At 59.9% G+C, this 24,205-nt stretch carries 22 protein-coding genes; 18 read left to right on the top strand and 4 right to left on the bottom strand.

What is annotated here, in order from left to right:
• The first annotated feature begins 9 nt into the window (after positions 1-9).
• From MUN84_RS06370 to MUN84_RS06340, 7 genes are all read left to right on the top strand, one after another.
• Positions 10-579, top strand: a complete 570-nt coding sequence (locus tag MUN84_RS06370; protein ID WP_244697124.1) for a zeta toxin family protein — start codon at positions 10-12, stop codon at positions 577-579.
• Positions 580-870: 291 nt separating this feature from the next.
• Positions 871-1,338, top strand: coding sequence for a hypothetical protein (locus MUN84_RS06365; protein WP_244697123.1), 468 nt, complete (start codon positions 871-873; stop codon positions 1,336-1,338).
• Positions 1,339-1,406: 68 nt separating this feature from the next.
• Positions 1,407-1,982: a DUF1572 domain-containing protein gene (locus MUN84_RS06360; protein WP_244697122.1), complete on the top strand. Its 576-nt coding sequence runs from the start codon at positions 1,407-1,409 to the stop codon at positions 1,980-1,982.
• Positions 1,983-2,108: 126 nt separating this feature from the next.
• Positions 2,109-3,011 (top strand): DUF5694 domain-containing protein, encoded by a 903-nt coding sequence (locus tag MUN84_RS06355; protein WP_244697121.1) that lies wholly within the window; start codon positions 2,109-2,111, stop codon positions 3,009-3,011.
• Between the two features lie 283 nt (positions 3,012-3,294).
• Entirely contained in the window at positions 3,295-3,789 is a 495-nt protein-coding gene (locus MUN84_RS06350) for a hypothetical protein (RefSeq protein ID WP_244697120.1), read from the top strand.
• Positions 3,790-3,944: 155 nt separating this feature from the next.
• Positions 3,945-5,672, top strand: coding sequence for a ubiquinone-dependent pyruvate dehydrogenase (gene poxB / locus MUN84_RS06345; RefSeq protein ID WP_244697119.1), 1,728 nt, complete (start codon positions 3,945-3,947; stop codon positions 5,670-5,672).
• Positions 5,673-6,096: 424 nt separating this feature from the next.
• Positions 6,097-7,119, top strand: a complete 1,023-nt coding sequence (locus MUN84_RS06340) for a transglutaminase-like domain-containing protein (RefSeq protein WP_317239137.1) — start codon at positions 6,097-6,099, stop codon at positions 7,117-7,119.
• Between the two features lie 93 nt (positions 7,120-7,212).
• On the opposite strand, the gene MUN84_RS06335 is transcribed toward MUN84_RS06340, so the two are convergent.
• Positions 7,213-7,824 (bottom strand): redoxin domain-containing protein, encoded by a 612-nt coding sequence (locus MUN84_RS06335; RefSeq protein WP_244697118.1) that lies wholly within the window; start codon positions 7,822-7,824, stop codon positions 7,213-7,215.
• A gap of 77 nt (positions 7,825-7,901) precedes the next feature.
• The gene (locus tag MUN84_RS06330; RefSeq protein ID WP_244697117.1) at positions 7,902-8,561 is read right to left on the bottom strand and encodes a 4'-phosphopantetheinyl transferase family protein; all 660 of its coding nucleotides are present in this window, start codon (positions 8,559-8,561) and stop codon (positions 7,902-7,904) included.
• Positions 8,562-8,690: 129 nt separating this feature from the next.
• Here MUN84_RS06330 and MUN84_RS06325 point away from each other — a divergent pair, with 129 nt between their 5' ends.
• From MUN84_RS06325 to MUN84_RS06285, 9 genes are all read left to right on the top strand, one after another.
• Positions 8,691-9,611, top strand: coding sequence for a WD40 repeat domain-containing protein (locus MUN84_RS06325; protein WP_244697116.1), 921 nt, complete (start codon positions 8,691-8,693; stop codon positions 9,609-9,611).
• Between the two features lie 129 nt (positions 9,612-9,740).
• Positions 9,741-10,757, top strand: coding sequence for a DivIVA domain-containing protein (locus MUN84_RS06320; protein ID WP_244697115.1), 1,017 nt, complete (start codon positions 9,741-9,743; stop codon positions 10,755-10,757).
• A gap of 322 nt (positions 10,758-11,079) precedes the next feature.
• Complete coding sequence (folB, locus tag MUN84_RS06315) at positions 11,080-11,436, top strand: dihydroneopterin aldolase (RefSeq protein WP_244697114.1); 357 nt, start codon at positions 11,080-11,082, stop codon at positions 11,434-11,436.
• A gap of 236 nt (positions 11,437-11,672) precedes the next feature.
• Positions 11,673-12,092 (top strand): BlaI/MecI/CopY family transcriptional regulator, encoded by a 420-nt coding sequence (locus MUN84_RS06310; protein ID WP_188556301.1) that lies wholly within the window; start codon positions 11,673-11,675, stop codon positions 12,090-12,092.
• The gene (locus tag MUN84_RS06305) at positions 12,089-14,881 is read left to right on the top strand and encodes a M56 family metallopeptidase (protein WP_244697113.1); all 2,793 of its coding nucleotides are present in this window, start codon (positions 12,089-12,091) and stop codon (positions 14,879-14,881) included. The genes MUN84_RS06310 and MUN84_RS06305 overlap by 4 nt, the downstream gene beginning before the upstream one ends.
• Positions 14,882-15,083: 202 nt before the next feature.
• Entirely contained in the window at positions 15,084-17,732 is a 2,649-nt protein-coding gene (locus MUN84_RS06300; RefSeq protein ID WP_244697112.1) for a DUF5916 domain-containing protein, read from the top strand.
• Between the two features lie 293 nt (positions 17,733-18,025).
• The gene (locus MUN84_RS06295; protein WP_244697111.1) at positions 18,026-18,754 is read left to right on the top strand and encodes an intradiol ring-cleavage dioxygenase; all 729 of its coding nucleotides are present in this window, start codon (positions 18,026-18,028) and stop codon (positions 18,752-18,754) included.
• A 169-nt stretch (positions 18,755-18,923) separates the two neighbouring features.
• A complete protein-coding gene (locus MUN84_RS06290; protein ID WP_244697110.1) occupies positions 18,924-19,436 on the top strand; it encodes a hypothetical protein in 513 nt (170 codons plus the stop codon).
• A gap of 1 nt (position 19,437) precedes the next feature.
• On the top strand, positions 19,438-20,154 hold the full coding sequence (locus tag MUN84_RS06285) for a hypothetical protein (protein WP_244697109.1): 717 nt from the start codon (positions 19,438-19,440) through the stop codon (positions 20,152-20,154).
• Between the two features lie 75 nt (positions 20,155-20,229).
• Here the strand turns inward: MUN84_RS06285 and meaB are convergent, their stop codons facing one another.
• Positions 20,230-21,207, bottom strand: a complete 978-nt coding sequence (meaB, locus tag MUN84_RS06280) for a methylmalonyl Co-A mutase-associated GTPase MeaB (RefSeq protein WP_244697108.1) — start codon at positions 21,205-21,207, stop codon at positions 20,230-20,232.
• Positions 21,208-21,342: 135 nt separating this feature from the next.
• Here meaB and MUN84_RS06275 point away from each other — a divergent pair, with 135 nt between their 5' ends.
• Positions 21,343-21,516, top strand: a complete 174-nt coding sequence (locus tag MUN84_RS06275) for a hypothetical protein (protein WP_244697107.1) — start codon at positions 21,343-21,345, stop codon at positions 21,514-21,516.
• Positions 21,450-22,742 (top strand): DUF5723 family protein, encoded by a 1,293-nt coding sequence (locus tag MUN84_RS06270; protein WP_244697106.1) that lies wholly within the window; start codon positions 21,450-21,452, stop codon positions 22,740-22,742. Before MUN84_RS06275 ends, MUN84_RS06270 begins: the two co-directional genes overlap by 67 nt.
• A 225-nt stretch (positions 22,743-22,967) precedes the next feature.
• Here MUN84_RS06270 and MUN84_RS06265 read toward each other — a convergent pair whose 3' ends face one another.
• Complete coding sequence (locus tag MUN84_RS06265; protein WP_244697105.1) at positions 22,968-24,068, bottom strand: TolB family protein; 1,101 nt, start codon at positions 24,066-24,068, stop codon at positions 22,968-22,970.
• Positions 24,069-24,205 lie beyond the last annotated feature (137 nt).

Genomic DNA, 24,205 nt, shown 5'->3' with positions numbered 1-24,205 from the left:
AAGTTATATATGAAAACCCTCTACCTCCTAGCTGGCTGCAACGGCGCGGGCAAAACCACCGCTGCCTACACCCTGTTGCCAAATTTGCTAGGGTGCCGGGAGTTTGTGAATGCGGATGAAATTGCTCGGGGCCTCTCGCCGTTTCAGCCTGAAACAGTGAGTGTACAAGCCGGGCGGCTGATGCTCATGCGGTTGGAAGAACTCTTAGCGTCGAGCGAGACTTTTGCGCTGGAAACCACGCTGGCTACGCGGCACTACCTATCATTTATCAAAAAGGCCCAAGCGCAAGGCTACACCGTACATCTGTTCTTTTTCTGGCTTAGTACGCCGGAAGCGGCCGTGCAGCGGGTCCGGATTCGGGTGCAAGAAGGCGGCCACAACATCCCAGAAGATATTATTCGGCGGCGGTATGAGTTAGGGTTACGGTACTTCTTCTCCATCTACAAACCAGCCGTTGATAAGTGGTTTTTTATTGACAACTCGGCTGGCAAACCTCGTCGTATAGCACAAGGCACAACCAACTCTACAGCCGTAGAGGAATCAGTAATTTGGCAATCTGTAAGCAGCGACTATTTATGAACAAGCCAAGCACAACATCTTATACTGACGAGCAACTTCAGACCGCACTAGAAGCAGCTTACGAAAATATGCTGGCTTTCAAACGCTACAAGCAGACCCCGTGGTGATTGTGCGCAATGCACAAGTGGTAGAAGTGGCGCCGGATGTAGTGCCACCTGCTACGCAGGTTGCCGCCTAGCGCATATTTTGACCTACAACGGCCCGCCAGCTTTATGTAAGCGGCGGGCCGTTCTCGTTTCAGATCCGGCAGGCCCCGTACCTTTGCCCCCTCATTCTGACCTCCTGCCCCGCGTGACTGAACCGACTCCTTCTGCTTTCGACAAAGCCCGCACGGGCCTCTGGGTTAGCCTGCAAAAGCACCTAACTGCCGTGTACGGCGCAGAAAAAGGCTTTCTAGCTGCAACTTCTTTTACGGATTCGTTTCCATTTTCCCCAGCGGCCGCCAGTGAGGAGCAGCTGGCTACCTACCACGCCGCGCGCTTAACCCTGCGCGACTTATACACCGACGAAACCGCCCAGCTCGATACGTTAGTAAAAGCCATCCGGACCAAAGCCTATACCGAGGACGAGAAAAAGCAGCTTTACCTGCTGCTGCTGGGCTACATGGATATTGCCGCCGCCGCTTTTGAGCTGCTGCACACCCATGTTCCGACCCGGCAGCCCGAAGATGAGGAGCTGGCGGCCACGGTTGCCCGATTCGAGCGGGTGCGCAAGTTTGCCCGCCTGAACGTGAAAGGCTTGGCCGGGCTGCTGGGGTAGGGAAGGAGCCCCGTAAGTAACAGGAAGCTGCTATATTCCGGCGCCTTAGCTTACTTACTACCCGCGCCATGACTGCCGATTACCTGACCAGCGTCCGGAAACAGTTTGCTTACTACCAGCTGCTCGGGGAGCAGACTTTCGCCCAGCTGCCCGACGAGGCGCTGTTCTGGCAGGTAAACCCGGAAAGCAACAGCATTGCCACCATTGTGAAGCACCTGTGGGGCAACATGGTGTCGCGCTGGACGGATTTCCTCACCACCGATGGCGAAAAGGAGTGGCGGCAGCGGGAGGCCGAGTTCGACAATGACCTGCAGAGCCGGGCTGAGCTGCTGGCTAAGTGGCAGGAGGGCTGGCAGTGCCTGTACGCCGCCCTGGATTCGCTGACGCCCGCCACCTGGGACCAACCCGTGTACATCCGCAACCAGGCGCACAGCCTCACGGAGGCTATTAACCGGCAGCTGGCTCACTACCCCTACCACATCGGGCAAATCGTGTTTATTGGCAAAATGGTGCGGGGCGCGGCTTGGCAGTCTCTCTCCATTCCGCGGGGCACATCGGTGGCCTACAATGCCGCTAAGTTCGCCCAGCCCCCGCACAAAGCCCACTTTACTGATGAGTACCTGAACTCCGCGCCCCAGGCGTAAAGGCTGGTCGTCGTGCCTTGTGGTTAGGGGTTGAAGCTATTTCCGCTTGCCCTTGCGCTTATCTATTCTTGCGTTACCCTTTTCTCTATTTCCTTTCTGAATCTACTTTCGTCCAGCTTATTGCCCATGAGAAAGAGCCTGCTGACCACGCTTCTGGCCCTCGCGGCTGCTACCAGTAGCTACGCGCAAGACTACAAAGCCGTGGTGAAAGCTATTGCCAACGACAAGCCCAAAGAGCAAACGCAACTTATGATTCTGGGCTCCTCGCATTTCGGGCAGGAGGGGTTTTATAAGGGTTTTCCCAAGGCCGATCTATTCAGTGAGCAGCGGCAGCAGGAGGTGGCCCAGCTGAATAAGCAGCTGGCGAAATTCAATCCGGACGTCATCATGATTGAAACTACTCCTGAGGAGCAGTATAGCGTCGATAGCCTCTATACCCTCTACAAAACCGGCAAGGTGGAGCTGAAGGATATTCCGTACGGTCGGGCCGAGCGGTTTCAGTTTGGCTACCAATTGGGTAAAACGCTGAATCATAACCGAATTCACTCGGCTGATTACTATGAGGCGGTGTCTAACCGCATTCTGACGAGCGGGGAGAACTTTGAGCTCTACCAGGCGGACGCCGCCAAATTTTCCGGCATCGGCAAGGCAGCCGAAGCCCGGTTCAAGGAAGGCAATGCCACGCTGAAGGAGTTCCTGCTGTTCATAAATGACCCAACGGTGCTGGATTTTACCTACCGGGTGATGTTCGTGAATCCGGCGCGGGTGAAGAATGGTGAGTTTACCAACCCGCCGGCTCAGTACGTGGACACGACCTACGTGAATAAGCAGTACATCGGGGCCGAATACATTTCCATCTTCCACGAGCGGGACCTGAAGATATATTCCAACATCGTCACCACCCAGTTGCGTGAAAAAGGCAAGCGCATCCTGCTGATTATGGGCCAGCGCCACGCGGCTACGCTGCCCAAAATATTCGCCAACGACCCGGCGTATAAGCTAGTACCCGTAAGCGCCTACGTGAAGTAAGTGGCTAACTATAAAGGTGTTGTTGGAATTTCTGGCCTGCTAGCGCCTGCGTGCCGGCTTTCCAGATTCCTCGCGCTGCAGTGAAAAGGCCGAACCTCAATTGCTCGGTTTGATTAGCTGAAGCTTAGCTCTAGTAGCAAAACTAGGTTGCTGCGTGTAGCTGCTAGTAGCCTGGTTACGTATTCGGCTAATGCTTCTTTACGCTGATCCGAATGTCTGCTAGCCCTACCCCGAGTCTTCATTACCGCAACTGCGCGCCCACTACGACCTGTCGCAACTGGAGATGTCGGAGCTGTTAGGGGTTTCGCGGGCGCTGGTGGCCTTAACGGAAACGGGGCAACGCGCGCTGCCGCTGACTGCTCGGGAACTGTTACCTGCCTTGGTGCCAGCAAAGAGCCCCGCGCTGGGTTCCTCGGGAGAAGGCTTCACTTCCCCGCTTGCCGATTGGGAGCCATTGGAAGCGTATCAGAAGAAGTGTCAGCAGCAAGCGGCCCGGTTACGGCGCGAGCTGACCCGGATGCAGAAAAAAGCCGCTCAGCACTACCAGCGCCTGCAGGTGCTGCCCAGCTTGCCGGCCAACCTGCCCGCTTCGGCGGACCGTCAGCGGGTGCAGCAGTGGGTGGAGCAGCGCCTGGAGGAAGCCCGGCTGGAGCTGCAACGCAGCGGCCCCGCGGCCCAGGCGCTGCTGGCCGTGCGCATTAAAGCCCTGGAATACGAGGCCGCCGAGGCGCTGCGGGAGCTGGCTATGGCGGGGGCGCTAGGCCGCAGCAACCGGTAGAAAGTTTCCGACCCAAGTTGCGCCCTTAGAAAAGTAGGTAGGGGAGGAGGCAGCCCACAGCTGGGTATTTGCAAGAGAAAGCGCCGTCATCGAAGAAATAACAGCGGCCGTTGCTGGCACCCTCTCGTATAGCCTTCGGACTTAACCCGAAGAGTATGGCGAAGAAAACTGTCTCGGAAATAATAGTAGACACGCTGCAAGCTGCCGGTGTAACGCGGGTGTACGGCGTGGTAGGCGACTCACTTAACGGCATCACTGAGGAAATCCGCAAGCGGGAGGGCATTGAGTGGATTCACGTGCGCAACGAGGAGGCGGGGGCCTTCGCAGCTGGGGCCGAAGCCCACGTAACGGGCGCACTAGCCGTGTGCGCGGGCTCCTGCGGCCCCGGCAACACCCACTTGCTTAACGGCCTCTACGACTGCCACCGCAGCCGCGTGCCGGTACTGGCCTTGGCCGCCCAAATTCCGAGCGTGGAAATCGGGACCCAGTATTTTCAGGAAACCCACCCGGAAAACACGTTTAAGGAGTGCAGCCACTACTGTGAGCTAATCAGCCACCCCGACCAAACGGTGCGCACCACGGAAATTGCCGTGCAAACGGCGCTTACCAAGCGTGGGGTAGCCGTCATCGTCGTGCCGGGCGACATCAGCCACCAGAAAGCGGAAGCGCCCGAGCCGCGCCTACCAGTGTTGCGCAGCAAGGCTACCCTGGTACCAGCCATGGATGACATCCGGGCGGCCGCCGACCTGCTGAACCTCAGCGACAAAGTGACGATTATGGCCGGAGCCGGCTGCGCCGAAGCCCATGCTGAGCTGCTGCAGGTAGCCGAGGCCCTGGGCGCCCCGGTGGTGCACGCCCTGCGCGGTAAGGAGTACGTGGAGCCCAATAACCCCTACGACGTGGGCCTTACGGGCTTGCTGGGCTTTGCCTCCGGCTACGAGGCGCTCATGGATGCCGACGCCATGCTCATGCTGGGTACCGATTTTCCCTACGCTCAGTTCTTGCCTCAGGAAGCCCGCACCGTGCAGGTAGATGTGCGCGGCGAACATATTGGTCGCCGGACCCGGGTCGAGGTAGGACTAATCGGCGACGTGGCCGCCACACTCCGGGCCCTGCTGCCCTTGCTGAACCGTAAGCAGGACCGCCACCACCTGGAAAAAGCCCTGGCCAACTACCGTGACACGCGCGACAACCTGGATGAGCTGGCCACGGGGGAGCCCGGCGACACCAGCATGCATCCGCAGTACGTAACCCGCTTGCTCAATGAACAGGCCGCCGAAAACGCCATTTTCACCTGCGACGTGGGGACGCCCACTATCTGGGCTGCCCGCTACCTCCGCATGAACGGTCAGCGCCGGTTGGTGGGCTCCTTTAACCACGGCAGCATGGCCAACGCCATGCCCCAGGCCCTGGGTGCCCAGTTGGCGTTTCCGGGTCGGCAGGTAATTGCGCTAGCCGGCGACGGAGGGTTTGCCATGCTGATGGGTGAGCTCCTCACGCTCCGCCAACTCAAGACGCCGGTGAAAGTCGTTATCTATAATAACAACAGCCTGGGGTTTGTGGAGCTGGAGATGAAAGCGGCCGGCATTCTGGAGTATGGCACCGAGCTGGAGAACCCCAACTTCGCGGCCCTGGCCGAAGCGGCCGGCGTGCGTGGCATCCGTGTTGCAGACCCCGCCGACTTACCCGGCGCCATTGCAGAAATGCTGGCCCACCCCGGCCCCGTGGTGCTGGACGCGGTAGTAAAGCGCGCCGAGCTGTCCATGCCTCCTACCATTCAAAAGGAGCAGATGATGGGCTTCAGTCTCTACACGCTAAAGGCTATTATGAGCGGCCGAGGCGATGAAGTGCTGGAGCTAGCCAAAACGAATCTGCTGCGGTAAGTAAGACGGCTATACCAGGGGTAGCGCCTCACACTAGCTTCGCATAGAACCGGAATGCACCCCAAGGCAGCGTTTCTTTTGGTGAGTGTGAAATGGACTGTTAGCCCAAGCAACGGTCCAAAAATCTAAAAAAGCATAGTTGTGATTCCGAACGTGGTTAGGAACCTGGGCCAACCGCTCGCTACGTAACCTAGATTCCTGACTACGTTCGGAATGACTGCTTGAAAGCATGTTTCAAATGTATGCTATAAGAAGCGCTACCCCTCTCGTGCCGCTTAACAGGGAATGCAACGGCACGTTGAACAATCTAGACCTTTAGCTATGTTAGTTACCGGCAACCGACGACAGATAAACCACCTCCGTTGCTTTTCTTTGCTCTTTCCCCTTTCTCAGGCTGCCCGGAGCTAGCCTACTCGCTCGTTACATGACCAACAAAGAAATCAAAGCCCTCATCTCCCTGCTCGACGATCCGGAAATCGCCCCGCAGATTCAGGAGAAAATTCAGACGCTGGGGGAAAGCATCATTCCGTTTCTGGAGGAATCGTGGGAGGAGACCCTGGATACTCAGCAACAGCAGCGCCTCGAAGATCTTATTCACCACTTGCAGTTTGAGGGCTTGCAGCAGCGCCTGCGCGTGTGGCGCGACTCCGGGGGCGAAAACCTGCTGGAAGGCATGTGGCTGCTGAACTCCTACCAATATCCCGACGCCGATTTCCAGGTGCTGAACCGGGCCATTGAGCAACTGCGCTTTGAAGTCTGGACCCTGTTGCAGCCCGAAATGCACCCCGCCGACCAAGTCCAGACGCTCAACCACGTCCTGTTTCGCACCCATAAGTTTGCCGCCAACACCCAGAATTTTCATTCGCCGGCCAACTCCATGCTGCACCGGGTGCTGGAAACGCGGCGGGGCAACCCGCTCACGCTCTGCGTGATTTACCTGCTAGTAGCCCAGCGGTTGAAGCTGCCTGTCTTCGGCGTGAATCTGCCCAACCTGTTCGTGCTCACCTACCGGCCCGAAAGCCCTTTGGAGCCGTTCTATATCAACTGCTACAACCGAGGCCTGGTCCTGTCCCGCACTGATATTGAGCACTACATCGGGCAGCTGAACCTGACGCCCAACGAAATGTTCTTTGAGCCCTGCTCCCACATCGACATTGTGCGCCGGGCCCTGCGTAACCTGCAGCTAAGCTTTGAGAAGCTCCAGGAGCCCTCCAAAGCCGCCGAGGTAGCCCAGCTGCTCGCCATCCTCACTAACGAATCAGAAGCTGCCGATACGGACGGCCCCCCGAAACTGGGGACGAGTAAAAAGGTTTTGATACCTACCAGAGAAAAGGCCGCTGATGTATACATCAGCGGCCTTTTCTCTGGTAGGTATCAAAACCTAAGTAGAAAATTAAAACGGGCGTGCAGAGCGCCCCGCGGCATCTCACGTGCTGACGTAGGGTAGTAACTCAACAAATTTAAATGAAATGCTACGCTTTATTGACAGGTTCTATAAGCCAAGTAGGTAGCCTCATTCTCGCTGCTTACAGCAAGCAGCTTAAAATTTCTTGATCAGACAGCCGGCAGCCCGCTTGTCGGGTACGCCGGCCGCGCGGCCAGCCAGTACGTTGTCGAGGGCTTGGGCCAGGTAATGTTCCCGCACGTAGCCTTCCACCTGCGGATTGTCGTCGATGGCTCCCTTGTAGCGCACGGCAAATCCGTCGCCAACGGGCTGGAGCAGCACAACTTCGGGCGTTTTGGTGGCCCCCAGTAGGGCGCTTACTTTCTGGCCTTCGTCGGTGAGTAGGGGCAGGTCGGCGCCGCCGGTGGTTTTGATTTTAAGCTTTTCAGCGTCGCCGGTATCGGCGCTGGCTTCTAGGTTAATGGGCGCATTCACGAAGAGGAATTGCACTCCTTTAGCGCTGTACTCCGCATTCAGGGAATTGAGCCGGCTCTGGTAGAGCTTGGAAAACGCGCAGGTTGGGTTCACGAATACGACCACCACGGCCTTGCTGCCAGCGTAGCTTTTCAGGGCTACCTCGGTGTTTGTACTGTTTTTAAGGCTGAAATCAGCTACCGAGCGGCTACCCTGCGCACGGGCTACCCCTACGGCCACGGTACAAAACAGCAGGGCAGCGGCGGTAAGAATGGAAAGGCGGCGAAGGGACATGGGTAAAAGGGAAGAGGTGGATTTGCGAAATTGTGGCCAGTGGAATTTGTAAACAGCGGCTCCGCTGTTTCACACCTTCACAAACTCACAACTTCACCAATGGCGTAAGTTAGAACGTAGCCGGGAATTGAGCGCAGGTAGTGAATTTGGTGTTGGCTGCGGGAGTTTTCGAGGAGCAGGTGTCCCGTCAACACACCTGCCTCCCGCAGCTCAAACGGGGTGAGCAATAATTGCTCTTTAAACACCAGGCCCCGGCGACTATGCAGCTTATACAGCGTCTCCTTGGCACTCCAATAGAGACAATATTTCGCGGCATCATCGCCAGCATCGGCCTGCTCCGTTCCCGATAGAAACCGGCGGGCCAACTGTTGCGCTTTGGGCCGTACCAGCTCAATATCTATGCCAACTGCCTCGCGGGTAGAGAGAAGCGCTGCCACCCACTCACCGGAATGGGAAAGGGACACGCCAGCCGCGGGCAGTTCGGGAAAGTACGGGCGGCCGTTCGGGTCGTTGTGTAGGGTAGCGGGCGTGTCGTTCAGCTCTTGCAGAAGCTGATGGGCCAGCGCCCGACCCGCCAGCCACTGCCGGGCCCGCAGCTCATCGCGCCCATCGGGGAAGCGGGCGAGGTAGTGGGCTTGGGCGGGCAGCAAGGGCCACAGCTCCGGGGCCGTTTCCGTGAGGTGCCAGAGGCCCAGCACGCAGGTTTGGGAAATGGGGGAGAGGAAGTGAAGGGGCAAGCGGGGAGCTGATGAAGGAGTGAAGAAGTGAAGGTACACCTTCGGGGTAAAACTGCTCGCTTAAGCAAAACTGCTTCCGGGTATGGTTCGGGAGGTATCTTTGCGCTCGTTCACTTATTCGCTTATTCCTTGTCTTCCCGCCCTCAGGTTCAGAAACTCGCTACCCTCACTGGCCACCGCGACTGTGTGTACGCCCTGGCTGGTACCGTTGGGCAGGAAACATTCTACTCGGCCGGGGCCGATGGCATGGTGGCCGCCTGGAGCAGCGCGGCCCCGGAGCGCGACGGCGAACTGGTGGCAAAGGTGGAAAACTCGGTATATGCCCTGATGCACCTGCCGGCGCGTAATTTGCTGGTGCTGGGCCATAACTTCCAGGGTGTGCAGGCCATTGACCTGGGCGAGAAAAAGCTGCTTTTTGCTACGGCTCTGCCCGCGGCGGCCATCTTCGATGTGGCGTATTCTCCGCAACGGCAGCGCCTGTACGTGGCTCTCGGCGACGGGACGCTGGCCGTGCTCAGCGCCGCCGACTTTAAAGTTGAGACTCTAGTACGCCTGTCCGAGAAAAGTCTGCGGTGCCTAGCCCTGCACGAGGAGCGGGGCGAGTTGGCCGTGGGCGGCTCCGATTGGCTAGTGCGGGTGCTGGATGTTGATTCCTTGCAGAGTAAGCACGTCATCAAGGGCGCCACCAACTCCGTATTTACCGCTGCCTACTCGCCAGACGGGCGCTACCTGCTTACGGCGGGCCGCGACGCGCACCTGCGCATTTGGGACGTGGCGGCGGGCTACCAAGAGCACCGCAGTATTGTAGCTCACATGTTTACCATCAACCACCTGGCTTTCTCGCCCGACACGGCCGTGCTGGCTACCTGCAGCATGGACAAGAGCATCAAGCTCTGGGACGCGCGCACTTGGGAGTTGCTGCGGGTAGTCGACCGGGCCCGGCACGCCGGCCACGGCACCTCCGTAAACAAGTTGTTTTGGCCGGGAAGGCAGAATAGGCTAGTTTCGTGTAGCGACGACCGCAGCCTTGCGGTGTGGGAGCTGTCGTGAAAAGAAGCTAGGAGCTAGAAGACAGGAGCTGGTAGAAGAAAGAAAACGACAAAGTGTTTTTTCTGCTCCAACCTAGTTTCTATAGCCCAACTTCTAGCTCCTGTCTCCTCTCTTTTAGCTTCTCAAAAAATGAAAATTACCGCCCTCGATATTCGGCAGAAAACCTTTGAAAAAGCCTTTCGGGGATTAGACAAGGATGAAGTACAGGCCTTCTTGCTGACGCTTTCCCAGCAGTGGGAGCGAATGGGCGACGAAAACCGGGAGCTGCGCCTCAAGCTCGACCACGCTACCCAGGAAACCCAGAAGATGCGCGAGGTGGAAACCAGCCTGTACCGCACCCTGAAAACGGCTGAGGACACCGGCAACAGCATCACCGAACAAGCCCAGCGCGACGCCCAGCTGCGCATCCGCGAGGCCCAGCTTCAGGCCGAGCAGCTGCTGGCCGATGCCCGCCAGAAGTCGCGCGCCGTGGTAGAGGATGCCTACCAGCAGGCGGAGCGCACGGTAGCGGAAATGCAGAAGGAAGTAAGTGGCCTGGGACAGGAGTGCCAGCGGCTGGAAAGTTTGCTCGATGGCCTGACCCGCGACCTGCATACGCTGGCTTCTGATGCGCTTGACAAGGTAGAAAAAGCCCGCAACCGGCCGAAAGCCAGCACGGCGGCCATCCTTTCGCGCGCCGCGAGCGTAAAAGTGAACCGTGTCCGCTCAGCGGACGACTCACTTCAATCTGACTCCCCCATGTACGTTTCCACTGCTTCTACTTCTTCCGCTGCCGCCGTTGCTGGTGGTTCTGCCGCTTCTCTCGGGGGCTCCGTAGCGCCTGCTGAGCGGCCTGCCGCTCCCGCTGAGCGCCCAGCCACCACGAGCTATAACCCCAAGCCCGGTCAGCAACCCGACCCCGGCGCCCCGGCCCAGCAGCCCGGCCCGGAAATTGACCGCCCCGGCAGCCCCAACGAAAACCCTGGCATCTCGCCCGCGCCCCACGTTGACCCTCCCGGCCCTACCCACGTACCTGAGCCCGCAGCCCCGCGCGTAGAGCCCATTGCCCCGGACATCCAGCCTATTGGCCCTAGCCACCCCGAAATTAACCAGCCGGCCCCGTCACCCACCCCGGTCAGCCGAGCTTTGCCACGGCCGCTTCGCTAGGCGAAAAGTCATTTTTCGACGAGCTATAAGCCTTGCGCAACTACCCTAATTCAGAATATGAAGCCTGCCTTTCGGGGTGGGCTTCGTTGTTTTGCAGCCAACATTATGTGAGGCACAGCAGCTCGTTAGCAGTAGAGTAACTCGGTATTTGAAGTAGAAAGATGCTGTCGCAAGTACCAGCAGCTGATGCTGACGGCGGTAGTCGCCGTCTTAGCCCTGACCGGACTTTAACTATCACCTGAGCGGGTAGCGAATGGAGCCCTAACGCGGATCAGCTGGCTCGTTCATCACCTCACCATTTCACACCTCACCACCTCACCACATGGGCCAGATTGCACTGGAAGGCATGGAGTTCTTTGCCTTCCACGGATACTACGATGAAGAGCAGAAGATTGGCAACAAGTATGGCGTCGACCTGTACATCGACACGGACTTGCACGCGGCCGGCGCTTCCGACCAACTGCGGGAAACGGTTAACTACGAAGTGCTTTACCGAGTAGTAGCCGAGGAAATGAGTGCCCCGGCCCGCTTATTAGAGCATTTGGGTCACCGAGTATTGGACCGGGTACTGGAAGAATTTCCCTACATCGACGGGGTGCGGGTAAGTGTCTCGAAATTTAATCCGCCCTTGGGAGGCATCTGCCACCGGGCCCGTATCACACTGGAGCGGCGACGTTAGCCTACCCCACCCCCAACTAAGAAACCAGCTCTAACAGGCTGGTTTTCTTTTTGCTGAAATATTATACGAAAAAAATCGTAGATTAAACTTGTATCTACGACATGCTTCGTATATGTTTGGACTACGAATTAGTTCGTAGTGTTGGCCCGGTCAAGCTCCTGCGCGTAGGGGCGGCCACCAGGCAACGACTGGCTTTACGGCCAGCGTCTTTCTTAGTACCGCTTTTCTGTATTACCATGAGTAAATCCCCCCTTCCTAAACCTACTGAATCGGAGCTGGAAATCCTGCAGGTGCTTTGGCAGCACGGCCCGAGTACCGTTCGGTTCGTGAACGACGAGCTCAGCCAGAAGCGCGACGTGGGCTACACTACCACGCTCAAACTGCTCCAGCTTATGCTTGACAAGGGCTTGGTGCTGCGCGACGACGACAGCAAAACCCACGTGTACCGCGCCGCCGTGCGCGAGGAAGAAACCCAAGGACTGCTGCTCGATAAGTTCGTGGAATCGGCCTTCGGGGGCTCGGCCATGAAGCTGGTCATGCAGGCCCTGGGCAACCGGCGCACGTCCCGCGAGGAGCTAGCCCAAATCCGGCGCCTGCTCAACGACATCGAGATTCAAAACGACACTACCCCACCTTCAACCGATGACGCCCGATGAACTGGCTTGAACAACTGCTGCCGCCCGCGCTGGTACGCGCCCTGGGCTGGACTTTAGTACACTCCTTGTGGCAGGGCGCCGTGGTGGCGCTGGCCCTAGCTGGCTTGCTGCTACTCTTGCGCCAGCACAGCGCCGAGGTGCGCTACCGCACGGCCGCCCTGGGTTTGCTGGTGCTTCTGCTGCTGGCGGGTGTCACCTTCGGCCGCTACTATACTGCCGCCTACGTGGAGGCCGTGCCCACCGTGTCAAGCTACCTGTCCGGGGAAAACCAGGCCGCCGCACTGGCCAGCGAACTGCCGCTTGCCGCTAGCGCCGCGGCAGCGCCCACGGCCAGCGGCAGTCAATTGGCCGTTGCGGCAGTGGCTGCGCCGGCCGCACCCACGGGGCTGCAGGCCTGGCTGGCTTACTTTGATCAGAACTTGCCGGTGTTGGTAGCAGCCTGGCTGTTGGGCCTGCTGGCCATGACGCTGCGCCTGCTGGGTGGGCTGGCCTACGTGCAGCGCCTGCGCCGCTACCGGGTGCAGCCCCTGCCCCAGGAGTGGCAGGAGCGTTTGGCTGCGCTGGCTACCCGCGCCGGTTTGCAGCAACCCGTGGAACTGCTGGAATCGGCGCTGGTGCGGGTGCCGGTGGTGGTGGGGCATCTGCGACCCGTGGTGCTGCTGCCGCTGGGCACAGTTACGGGCCTGGGCACGGCCTATCTGGAAGCTATTCTGGCCCACGAACTGGCCCACGTGCAGCGCCGCGACTACCTAATGAACCTGTTGCAGTCGGTGGCCGAAACCCTATTCTTCTACCATCCGGCCGTGTGGTTTATTACGGCCTGCCTGCGCACGGAGCGCGAAAACTGCTGCGACGACGCCGCTACGGCCCTGGTAGGCGGCAACCCCCTAACGGTAGCCCGTGCCCTGGCCGCCCTGGCCGAATTGAGCGTGGCACCAGAGCCCGTAAATCAGTTTGCCCTGTCGGCCCTGGGGCCCGATGGCTCGGTGCTGGGCCGCATCCGGCGGCTGGTGCAGGGGCGCACGGCGCCTACCTTCTCCGAAGGCTTTATGGCGGCCTGCGTAGTGCTGGGCGGACTAGTGCTGCTGACCTCGGCCGTGGCCATGGCCGATCCGCGCCCGGCCACCGGCTCCGACTCAGATGGGGGTAGCCTCTCGCGCCTGCCCTTCCTAGACGCGGCCGCCGATACAACCCGCAAGAAGGGTGAAGTGGCCAGTGAGTTTGTGGTTCCGGAGGCCGACCTACTCAAGCCGCTGCCTCTACAGGTTGAGGTGGCCGCGGAAGTCCCGGACGCTACGGTAGAAGTAGTAGATATAGTTGCTGAGGTTCCGGAAGTGCCCGCCGCTCCGCTGGCCTTCGCCAGTGCTCAGGATGACGATGACGACGATGATAAGGGCAAAAAGCGCCGCAAGCGTACCCAGCAGGTAGTAGTGGTGCAGGAGCCCCGCCGCGGCCGGCCCGGCACGGTCGTTATCGAAAAAGACAAGAAAGGCCGCATCACCAACCTGACCGTCGACGGCGAGCAGGTGGACACTGGCACTACCAGCAAGCAGAAAAGCAAAGGCACTGCCCGCCAGGTAGAAGTAATTCGGGTGCCTGCCAACGGCGGGAGCTGGAGCAATAATAACTTCCGCTTCGACGACAATTTCACCCGTTCCTTCAAGCTGCGCTCCAACGGCGAATCGGGGCAGAATTTCACCTTCCGCGGACCCGACGCGGGCGACGTAATCCGGCTGCGGCGTGATGCTGAGCGGGTTTCGGCTGATGCCCGCCGCATGCTGCGCGAAAACCCACAGTGGCGCGTAGAAATGGGCCGCAGCCATGACTTGTGGACCGAGGACCACGCCCAGCTACGGGTGCGGGCGCTGCAGGGCGCTGAGCGGTCCTTACAAAACACGCTGCGCGACGCTGACCTGACCGCCGAGCAGCGCCGGCAGGTGAGCGAGCAACTGGCCCTGATTCAGAAGCAGCGCCAGGACGCCCGCGAAGATCTGCGCCAGGAACTGTCGGAAGGCCGCTCCGCATCTGGTGGCGACGAGCAGCGCGCGGCGGAAGCCGCTGACCGGGCCCGGGAAGCTGAAATGCGCCGCCACGAGGCCGAAATGCGCCGACTAGAGGCGGAGATGCGTCGCCACGAGTCGGAAATGCGGCGGCATGAGTCGGAGATGCGCCGGGTGGAATCAGATGAACGCCGCCGGGAAAGCAGCGCCACGGAAGAAGCCCTGCGCCGCGAGCTGCGCAAGGATGGCCTAATCACGGATGACAACAACTTTCAGTTCAGCCTTAACACCAGCAGCCTCACGGTGAACGGCAAAAAACAGTCGGCTGCCCTGCGCGACAAATACCTGAAGCTGGTAGAAAAGCAAACCGGCCGCAAGCTGGGCCCCAAAAGCACGTTCGGCATCAACCGCCAAACCTCCGGTACTACCACCGTTGACGGACAGGTAGCGCCGCCTCGCCCACCCCGGCCCCCGCGGGCTCCCCGGGCGCCGCTAGCCCCGGCGGCTCCCTCAGTGCTGGCTCCGGCCGCCCCGAACGCGCCCCTGCCGCCCGCCCCGCCAAAAGCTCCTAACGCTAATTCCGACGAGGTGCGCGCCGAACTTCGCAAAGACGGCCTACTGGGCGCTACCGAGAAAGCCTACCAGCTGCAGCTCAACGAATCGGGCCTGACAGTGAACGGCCAGAAGCAGTCGGCGGAGCTAGCCGAAAAGTACCGCCGCTTGCTGGATGTTCCGGCCAGCAACGGCGGCAAAACCCGCAGCAACATTCAAATATCAGTAAGTGAGTAACTAACTTCTGGTACTTCCGGCCGCCGCTACAACGGCGGCCGGTTTTTTTATAGCAAATTCTGAATACAGCGAGGCAACGGTTTCCTTCCTGCCCGCATCTATTGCAGCATTCCGCCGGCCTGCCCGGCCCCGTTACCTCGTCCTGACGCCGCTTGCCCCAGCCGGTCGTCGGGTGTTTTGCCCACCCCGTCACCCTACCCGCTTGTCCTATTTTTACTCCCGCCTTTGCGTCGTGAATTGCTGCCGTGTGTTCCTGCTGGCTTGCCTGCTCTTCGTTTGCGGCGCTTTGCAAGCCCAAACTCCCACTCCTCCCGCGGCCGCTACCGTAGCCACGGCGGCTGCCACGCCCGCGCCCAAGCGCCAGCTGCAAGCCGTGCGCATTACGGAGGCCATTAAGCTCGACGGGCAGCTTGACGAAGCCATCTGGCAGCAGGCCCCCATTGCTACCGATTTTATTCAGAACCGGCCCAACCCCGGCCCCCACGAAAAACACCCCACGGAAGTGCGCATCCTCTACGATGACGCCAACCTCTACATCGGGGCCGTGATGCACGATGTGGCCCAGGACTCCATCATGCGGGAGCTTTCCCCGCGCGACGATGCCGGCAACACCGATTTCTTCGGCATCTTTCTAGATACCTACCACGACAAAATCAACGGCTACGGCTTCATCGTGACGACGGGCGGCGTGCAGATGGATTCGCGCTACTCCCCGGCCGGAGGCGAGGATTTCAACTGGAATGCTGTGTGGGACGCGCGCACCAGCATGCGCGGCACCGACTGGATTGCCGAACTGCGCATTCCCTACTCCGCAATCCGCTTCAGCAACGCCTCCGAGCAGCTTTGGGGCCTCAACTTCATGCGCCAGCGCAAGCGCGACAACCAGGCGTTTTTCTGGAATGAAGTAAAGCCCGCCGTAGATGGCTTCGTGAACCAGTGGGGCGAACTGCGGGGCTTGCGCGACATCAAGCCCCCGCTACGCCTCTCGCTTACGCCCTACGTCTCGGCCTATGTGAATCACTACCCCTACAACGAGCAAGGAACCCGCAACACCAGCACCAGCTTCAACGGCGGGGCCGACGTGAAGTGGGGCATCAACGAGAGCTTCACCCTGGACGCTACGCTGGTGCCCGACTTTGGGCAGGTGCAGAGCGACAACCAGGTGCTGAACCTCTCGCCCTTCGAAGTGCAGTTTCAGGAAAACCGCCAGTTTTTCACCGAAGGCACGGAGCTGTTCAACAAGGGCAACCTGTTCTATTCTCGCCGCGTGGGCGCTACCCCCATCGGGTTTGGCAACGTAGATGGGCAGCTGCGCCAGGGCGAAAGGGGCCCGGATGGGCCGCGCCGGCCGGGTGAGGCCGTGGTGAGCAACCCCGGCGTGACGCGCCTGCTCAACGCCACCAAAGTATCGGGCCGCACCAAGCAGGGGCTGGGCATTGGGGTGTTCAACGCCCTGAGCAACGACGTGTACGCCACCGTGCGCGACTCCGTGAACGGGCAGCAGCGGGAGGTGCTCACCCAACCGTTCAGCAACTACAACATCATGGTGCTGGACCAGAGCCTGAAGAACAACTCCTACGTCTCGCTCATCAATACCAACGTCACGCGCTGGGGTAGCACCTACGACGCCAACGTAACCGGCGGCTTGTTCCGCTTCGCCAACAAAAAGAACGCCTACGCCATTGACGGGCGGCTGGTGTACTCGCGGCGGCGCGGCACCGTGTTCGGCTCCGAGCAGCAGATTGACGACCAGGATGGCTACAAGTACCAGATTGGGGTCAGCAAAATCAGCGGCAACTTTACCTGGCAGGTAGGGCAGGGCATTGAGTCGGACAAGTACAACCCCAACGACTTGGGCATTCTGTTCGGCAACAACAACATCAGCCAGTTCGTCAATTTCAGCTATAACAAGTACAAGCCCTTCTGGAAGGTCAACAACTTTTACTCCTGGTGGAGCCTGAACCACTCCCTGCTCTACAAGCCCACGCGCTACCAGAACGCCAACATTGCGGCCGGCTTCAACAGCACCTTCACCAAGAACTTTCTGACGGTAGGGGCCAACTTCGACGCTAACCCCGTCACGCACGACTACTACGAGCCGCGCCAGTACCCGCTGGGCGACTACCACGTGCGCGTACCGGCCAATGCCAACCTGGGCGGCTTTGCCTCCTCTGACTACCGCAAGAAGCTAGCCTGGGACGTGAATGCCGGGGTGCGCTGGTACGCCCAGGATGAGCGCCTCGTACGCCCCCGCCGCATGGGCTACGGCTGGGCCATTTCGCCCCGCTACCGGGTGAACAACCAGTTGAACTTCCGTTACTCCCTCGACTGGAACCTGCGCCAAAACCAAATCGGCTACGTGAACGGCGACCTGAATACCAGCCTGCCCGACGACGCCGACTTCCGCCGCAACTACCCCACCGACGTGCTGTTGGGCCGCCGCCGGGTACTCACGGTGACCAACACGCTGTCGGGGGCCTACACCTTTAACAACCGCATGTCGTTTACTATTCGCACGCGCCACTACACCAGCACCGTCACCTACCGCGACTTCGCTCGCCTGGGCACGAACGGGCAGGAAACACTGGTGGACTACCGCCGCAACCGCGACAACACGTTCAACGCCTTCAACGTGGACGCGGTGTACTCCTGGTGGTTTGCGCCCGGCTCGCAGGTCAGCATCGTCTGGAAAAACGCCAGCTCCAGCTTCCTGGAGGCCAACGAGGCTACCCCGCTCTACTTCAACAACCTGAACAACACCATCAACACGCCCCACAACAACAACGTGTCCATCAAAATCCTCTACTACCTCGACTACCTGATGCTCAAGCGCTTGGGCTCCCGGTCCTGATAGTGGGCCTTGCGGAGCCGATACTTAATCCATAACAAGGACCCACTTCTCACAAGGAGTGGGCCCTTGTTGTGGTGGAGGGTGGGTTGTGCGGCGAAGATGCGCAGCGTTTACCCAGCCAATAAACCAGGGGAAGCTACACGTAGCATAAGAAGCTGTGATTCAGCTGCCAGAGGTGCTGAGTGCGCTTCTATCGGTGCCAATTGCCTAGTGGTCGATTACGATTGGGGAAGCGCTGGGTAGCAGGCAAATTCGGATACTGAATCACGAAATGCTTTAACCTGGGCTGCCTTATGGAACGCAAGAATTTTCTGAAAAGCTTATTTGTAGGAGCCGTTTCGGCGCCGGCAGTACTGGCCGCTTGTGGCAAAGAGTCGGACGCCGTGACGCCCACTACCACGGGCACTACCGGCGGCACCACGGGTACAACCGGTACCAATAGCTGCGCCGTGGCGCCCACCGAAACGGAGGGCCCGTTCCCGACCAAAGTGCCCGCTTCCTACGTGCGCAGCGACATCACTGACGGCCGCACCGGCCACAAGATGACGGCCAAAATCACCATCACGAATACCAATAACAACTGCGCGGCTCTGGCCGGAGCCTTGGTCGACATCTGGCACTGCGACGCCGAGGGCAACTACTCCGAGTACGGGGGCAGCGGCATGCAATCCATTAACTACACGGGCGTGCACTTCCTGCGCGGCCGCCAAACCACCGACAGCAACGGGCAGGTAACGTTTACCTCCATCTTTCCCGGCTGGTACTCGGGCCGCGCTACCCACATTCATGTGCACGTGTATGCGGCCAACGGTACCTCCCTGAAAATAACTCAAATTGCTTTTCCCGAAGGCACTGGCTCGGCCGTAGCCGCCGTGAATGGCTACAAAAAAGGCCTGTCAGGCTACACCACCAACGCCACCGACAACGTCTTCCGCGACGGCGTGAGCCAGGAGCTGGCCACCGTAACCGGCAACACCACCGACGGATTCCAGTTGGCAATCAGCTTCGGGGTAGCCGCCTAGGCTTTAAGCAAAAGAGGGGAGCGTGAGCGTCAGGCGAGGCTGGGAGCAAAGCATCTTACGGGCTGCTATTGCCGGTGTGTTTAGGCTTGGACTTTGACTTACCAGATGCCTCAGCGCTGGCTTTGCCTGACGGGCCCTTCACGTTAAAACAGCTTCTTAATTCGACGCCATGCCCGACCGAATTATCACTTTTTGCTACCGAAAAATCATCGGTGCCAGCTCCGGGCAGCCTTGGGAGAAGCTGGTGTTCGAGGATACCTACCAGGAGTTTCGGCTGCAGGCTCAGCTGTATAATCCGGAGCGCCGCTACCGCACGTTCGGGGAGCTGGTGCACCACGCGCCGGGAGCGGAGCAGCTGCATTTTCTGGTGAGTGCCGCCGCTCGGGGCTACCTGCAGCAGCTTGGCGGGCTGGTACCCGATGTATTGGATAACCTGGGCAAGCACTTCCTGAAGTTCAGCCAGTTTCAGTTCGAAATCATCAATTCCGACCTCCAGGACAAATCCCGCCACCAGGTAGCCATCAATTTTTACTCTGAGCCGCTGCGGTGGCATGATACGGTGGGCAGTTTCTTGCTGGTATCGGAAGCCGCCGGCCCGGCCGTTGCTCCCGGCGAGGTGCGGACGAACATGGTTCAGCTCCAGCCTTACCTGAGCATTTATTCTTTGCAACAACTGGCCTAAGATGAGCAAGCACACTCCCGGCCGCATCTACCTCGCCGATCAGCACGGCCAGCTACGTACGCCCCAATCCAGTCGTACCAGTGTGTTGTCTTTTGATGGCTTTACGGATGAGCAGCGCCCTGCCGCGGGCCACCTGCTGGCCTTCAATGAGGAAACGCTGGCCGGCGGGCAGCACGTAGTCTTGCCCGCTCCCGAAGCGGCCTACCTCATTCTGCTGCCCCTAACCGGCGAAATCTGTTTGGCTGGCTCCTCCAGCGAGGCAAAGTGCGCACAGGTGGAGGAGGTTGTGGTGAGTTGGCTACCGGCCGGCGCTACCCTGCACCTCACCAACCCCTACGATGCGGAGCCAGTAAGCTTTCTGCACATCTGGGTGGCGGCGGGGCAGCAAACCAGCCGAACCGCGGCCGTATTTCCCTACACCTTTGAGCAGCTTGAAAACGTACTGGTCGGGGTAGTACCCCGCGCTGCTGAGCTGCCGCAGCCGTTGGGGCTGCCGTTTTCCCTGAGCCTGGGGCGCTTTGCCGGTCGGCAGGAGGCCCTGTACTGCCCCGCGCAAACCGGTACGCTGGTTTTCGCCTATGTGCTGGCCGGTGCCTTTGAGGCCGCGGGCCGGTTGTTGCACGCCAAGGATGGCCTCGCCCTCTGGCAAGCAGCCGAAGTAGAATTGGAGGCCCTCAGCAACAACGCCCTGGTTGTGGTGCTGGAAGTCTTGACCTAAGGCGCATTACCTCATCCCCAACGGTGGCAGTTACCGCTTGACCAGAGGCCAGGATAACGTGTGGCGACTAAGCGGCTACAGGCCTAGCAACTCCTCGGCCGCGCCAAAAGCCGACTTACGCCCATCCATGACCTGTTGGCGCAGGGAGGGAAGGTGGGCGGCTACGTCGGGGCGGGCATAGAAGCGGGTTTCCAGGGCCTCGCGGATGGTTTCGTGGAGCCAGTGCAGGTTCTGCTCCTGGCGGCGGCGTTGGAAGTAACCGCTGGCCTGGGTCTGCTGCACGTACTGCTCCACCACAGCCCACACCTCCGGCACGCCCGCCCCCGACAGGGCCGAGCTGGTGGTAACCACCGGGCTCCAGGCGCTGGGAGCCAGCGGAAATAGGTGCAGGGCGTTCTGGTACTCCCGGCGGGCTCGGCGGGCGGCCTGCTCGTTGCCGCCGTCGGCCTTGGTGATGGTCACGGCGTCGGCCATTTCCATGATGCCTTTCTTGATGCCCTGCAGCTCGTCGCCGGCCCCGGCCAGCATCAGCAGCAAGAAAAAATCAACCATGCCGTGCACGGCCGTCTCGCTCTGGCCCACGCCCACGGTTTCCACAAAAATAACGTCGTGGCCCGCCGCCTCACAGAGCATCAGGGCCTCGCGGGTGCTGCGCGTAACGCCGCCCAGGCTGCGGCCGGCGGGCGAGGGCCGAATAAACGCCTGGGGGTGCGCAGCCAACTCGTTCATGCGGGTTTTGTCGCCGAGGATGCTGCCGCCGCTACGCTGGGAGCTGGGGTCAACGGCCAGCACGGCCAAGCGCTTGCCCTGCTCCCGTACCAAATGTAGGCCCAGGGCCTCAATAAACGTGCTTTTTCCTACCCCTGGCACCCCTGTGATACCCACCCGTACCGAGCGGCCGGCGTGGGGCAACACTGCATCCAGCACCTGCTGGGCTAGGGTCTGGTCGGAGGGCAGGGTGCTTTCCACCAGGGTAATGGCGCGGCTGAGCAGCACGCGGTTGCCCGCCAGGATGCCGTCGGTGTATTCAGAAACGGAAAAGCGCTTGGCCATGAGTGCAGAAACGGAGCTGACCGAGAAAAGTAGCCCGCCAGCCGAGCATTACGGCTGCAAACTACCCCATATCGTACATTTGAAAAAATAGCCGCGGGCGCACCGCCCGTCTACTCGTCCTTACCTCGCTGCATCATGGGCAAAAAATTCACCTCGCTTCTCACGGCCTGCCTGCTGGCTAGCACGCTGCCGCTCTACGCCCAAAACGAGCTGAGCAACTTTACGGCCACGGGGCGCGGGGCGTGGCTACCACTTTTGCCTCCGACTACCAAGCCATTGGCATCAACCCCGCCAACCTGGGGCGGGTAGGAGGCTCCACGGTGGCCTTTACCATTGGTGAATTTGGGGCGGGAGCCGGTTCTCAGTCGCTCACGCGTCAGCAGCTGCGCAAGTTTATCTTCGACACCGGCCAGCGCCTTACCCTCACCGACAAGCAGGAACTGGCCCGCGCCTTCACGTCTGACAACGCGCTAAACTTCAACGCCGATGCCACTACCCTGGCCTTGGCCGTGCAACTACCGGTAATCGGAGGTATTGCCATCAGCAACCGGGTGCGTAGCGCCGGGCACGTGGCCCTCAACCAAACTGCCGCCGAAATTGCCTTTCTGGGTCGCGACGCCCCCATTTATACCTCCGCCAGTGCCGGCAACTTGCCCCTGGTTACGGAAGCGCTGGCCGGTACCGATTTGCAACTGGCCGTGATGAACGAGTTTAACCTAGCCTGGGGTACGCGCGTGCTCGATTTGCCGCTGCTGCAGGTATCGGCGGGGGCGGGCTACCGCTACATTCAGGGCGTGGGCATCGTCGATATTCGGGTGCAGCCGGGCAGCCTGCGTGCTTACAGCTCCATGTCGCCGGTATTCGACCTCAACTACGGCGACATGGTCAATGACCCCAGCTTTAACCTGCGCAACGGCGGGAGCGGCCTGCAACCCGTGGGCAAAGGCCACGGCTTCGACCTCGGGCTGGCCGTGGAAGCGGGCAAGGCCGTGCGGCTGGGCGTAGCCGTGACGGACATCGGCCACATGACCTGGGAAGGCAACCTGCTCACGGCCAACGACCAGAAACTGAAACAGCTAAAGTCGGAAGGTATTGGTTCTTATAACTTTATCAAGGAAGCAGCCGAAATCTTTGCTACCGGCACCGACAGCCTCTTTACGTATCAGACGGGGCAGGAGCGCCGGGCCGAGCTGCCCACCAAGCTGCGAGCGGGCGCGGGCCTGCGCATCAGCGAGTTTTTCGAGGCGGGCCTCGACGTGACCCTCCCCTTGAACAACGTGGCTGGCAACATCACTACCCCCTTCATCGGGGCGGGCCTCGATTACAAGCCCACCCGCTGGCTGCGCCTGAGCAGCGGCGTAACGGGCGGCGCCGGCTACGGCATCAGCGTCCCCCTGGGCCTCACGCTGGCCACCAAAGTCTACGAAGCTGGCATCAGCACCCGCGACGTAGCCGGCCTGCTTACCTCCGAAAACCCCTACCTCTCCGTCGCTGCTGGCTTCCTCCGTTTCAAGCTCGGCGGCAAAACGCAGTAGTGATTCAGCAAGGGTAATAACGTTAAAACCGCTTGTCATCCTGACGAAGGAAGGACCTTACCACACCGGAACGAACATCGTTGTAACGACTCGTTCACTTGGGGTAAGGTCCTTCGCTGTATTCAGAATGACGGGCGGTTTGTGGGAATTCTTGGGCTGTCTACCGATCAATTCACCATCTTCGGTCATTTCCTAAATCATCAACACGTCAAACCCACCACCTCACTACTTCCCTGGCTCGGTGATGAAGCTGGGCAGGCCGAGCTTGCTGCGGCGGCCTCCGAGCTTGAGGCCATCGTCAAGGTATTTGGCCGCGTCGGAGTTGGGGTTTTGGATGATGCCCAGGAAGAGGTTGTCCTCGCGGGCCACGTAGATGTTGCCATCAGGGGCGCGCTGCAGGGAGCCTACCTTGCGGTTAGCCGATTTGCCAATTACCGTGGCTTTGCCGGTTTTCATATCGAACTGAAAGATCTGGGCCTGGCCGCCGCCTTCGCCGTTGCTGGAACCGTAGAGCTTGGTGCCGTCGGGGGAGAATTCAACGCCGTAGGCTTCGGGGTAGGGAGCAAAGGCTTTCACGTTGCGCACTTGGCCCGTGCTCCGGTCGAAATCAAACACCTCGTACTTGTTGGCCTCGCGCCAGAGGGCCACGGCCAGCTTCTTGCCATCGGGGGAGAATTTCATGGCTCCAATGGCATTGCGGCCGGGGCCGGCGTGCATGCTACCCACGTTGCTCATGATAGGCTTGCTCTGCACTCCATCGGCCGTGACCAGGAAGCTCACGAAGGCGTTGGAGTTCCAGCGGTGGGCCACAATCCAGACGTCGCGGCCGTTTTGGTGGCGGACGGCGGCCAGCTTCTCGGCAACCGGCGTAATGAGCAGGGCATTGGCGCGAGGTACGTCGCCGAGGCCGTTTTCGCGGGTCATATCCACAATGGAGTAGCGCAAACCATTGGGGCCGCCCTGGGCGCCCACCGTGAATACGTAGAACACATTGCCGCTGCCGGGGTCCGGCACCACCAGGGCGCTTTGAGTGCTGGAATTGGAGCCCATCAACTTCTTGCCGTTGGGCATTACCTGATGCTGGCGGTTAAACACAAACTCGCCGTTGGTATAGAATAACAACTGACCCTGCTGATTGGTGGCTACCGCGGAGCCCTCATACGTGGTCATCTTGCTGGTAAGCAGCGGGGTAGGAGCGCCCCCACCAGCCGGGAAGGTCAGGCCCGCCTGCTGGCCAAACAGCCACACGGATTGTTCCTGCTGGGCCAGTACCGCACCGGGCAAGAGCAACGCCAGCAAGAGCGGCAAAAGCGAAAGTCGTTTCATAGAGGTAAAAAGAACTACAGTCGTGTTATAACGCAATTTCGTGCCAAAATAGTAAGGGGTGAGGTGGTGCGTTAGTGATTGAGGTGATAAGGTAATGAAGTGATAAGGTGGTGAGTAAAGGCCATCATCCTGAGGCG

Source organism: Hymenobacter sp. 5516J-16 (assembly GCF_022919335.1).
Taxonomy (GTDB): domain Bacteria; phylum Bacteroidota; class Bacteroidia; order Cytophagales; family Hymenobacteraceae; genus Hymenobacter; species Hymenobacter sublimis.
Note: the sequence above shows the minus strand (reverse complement) of the source record. Positions and strands in the feature narration are given on the sequence as shown.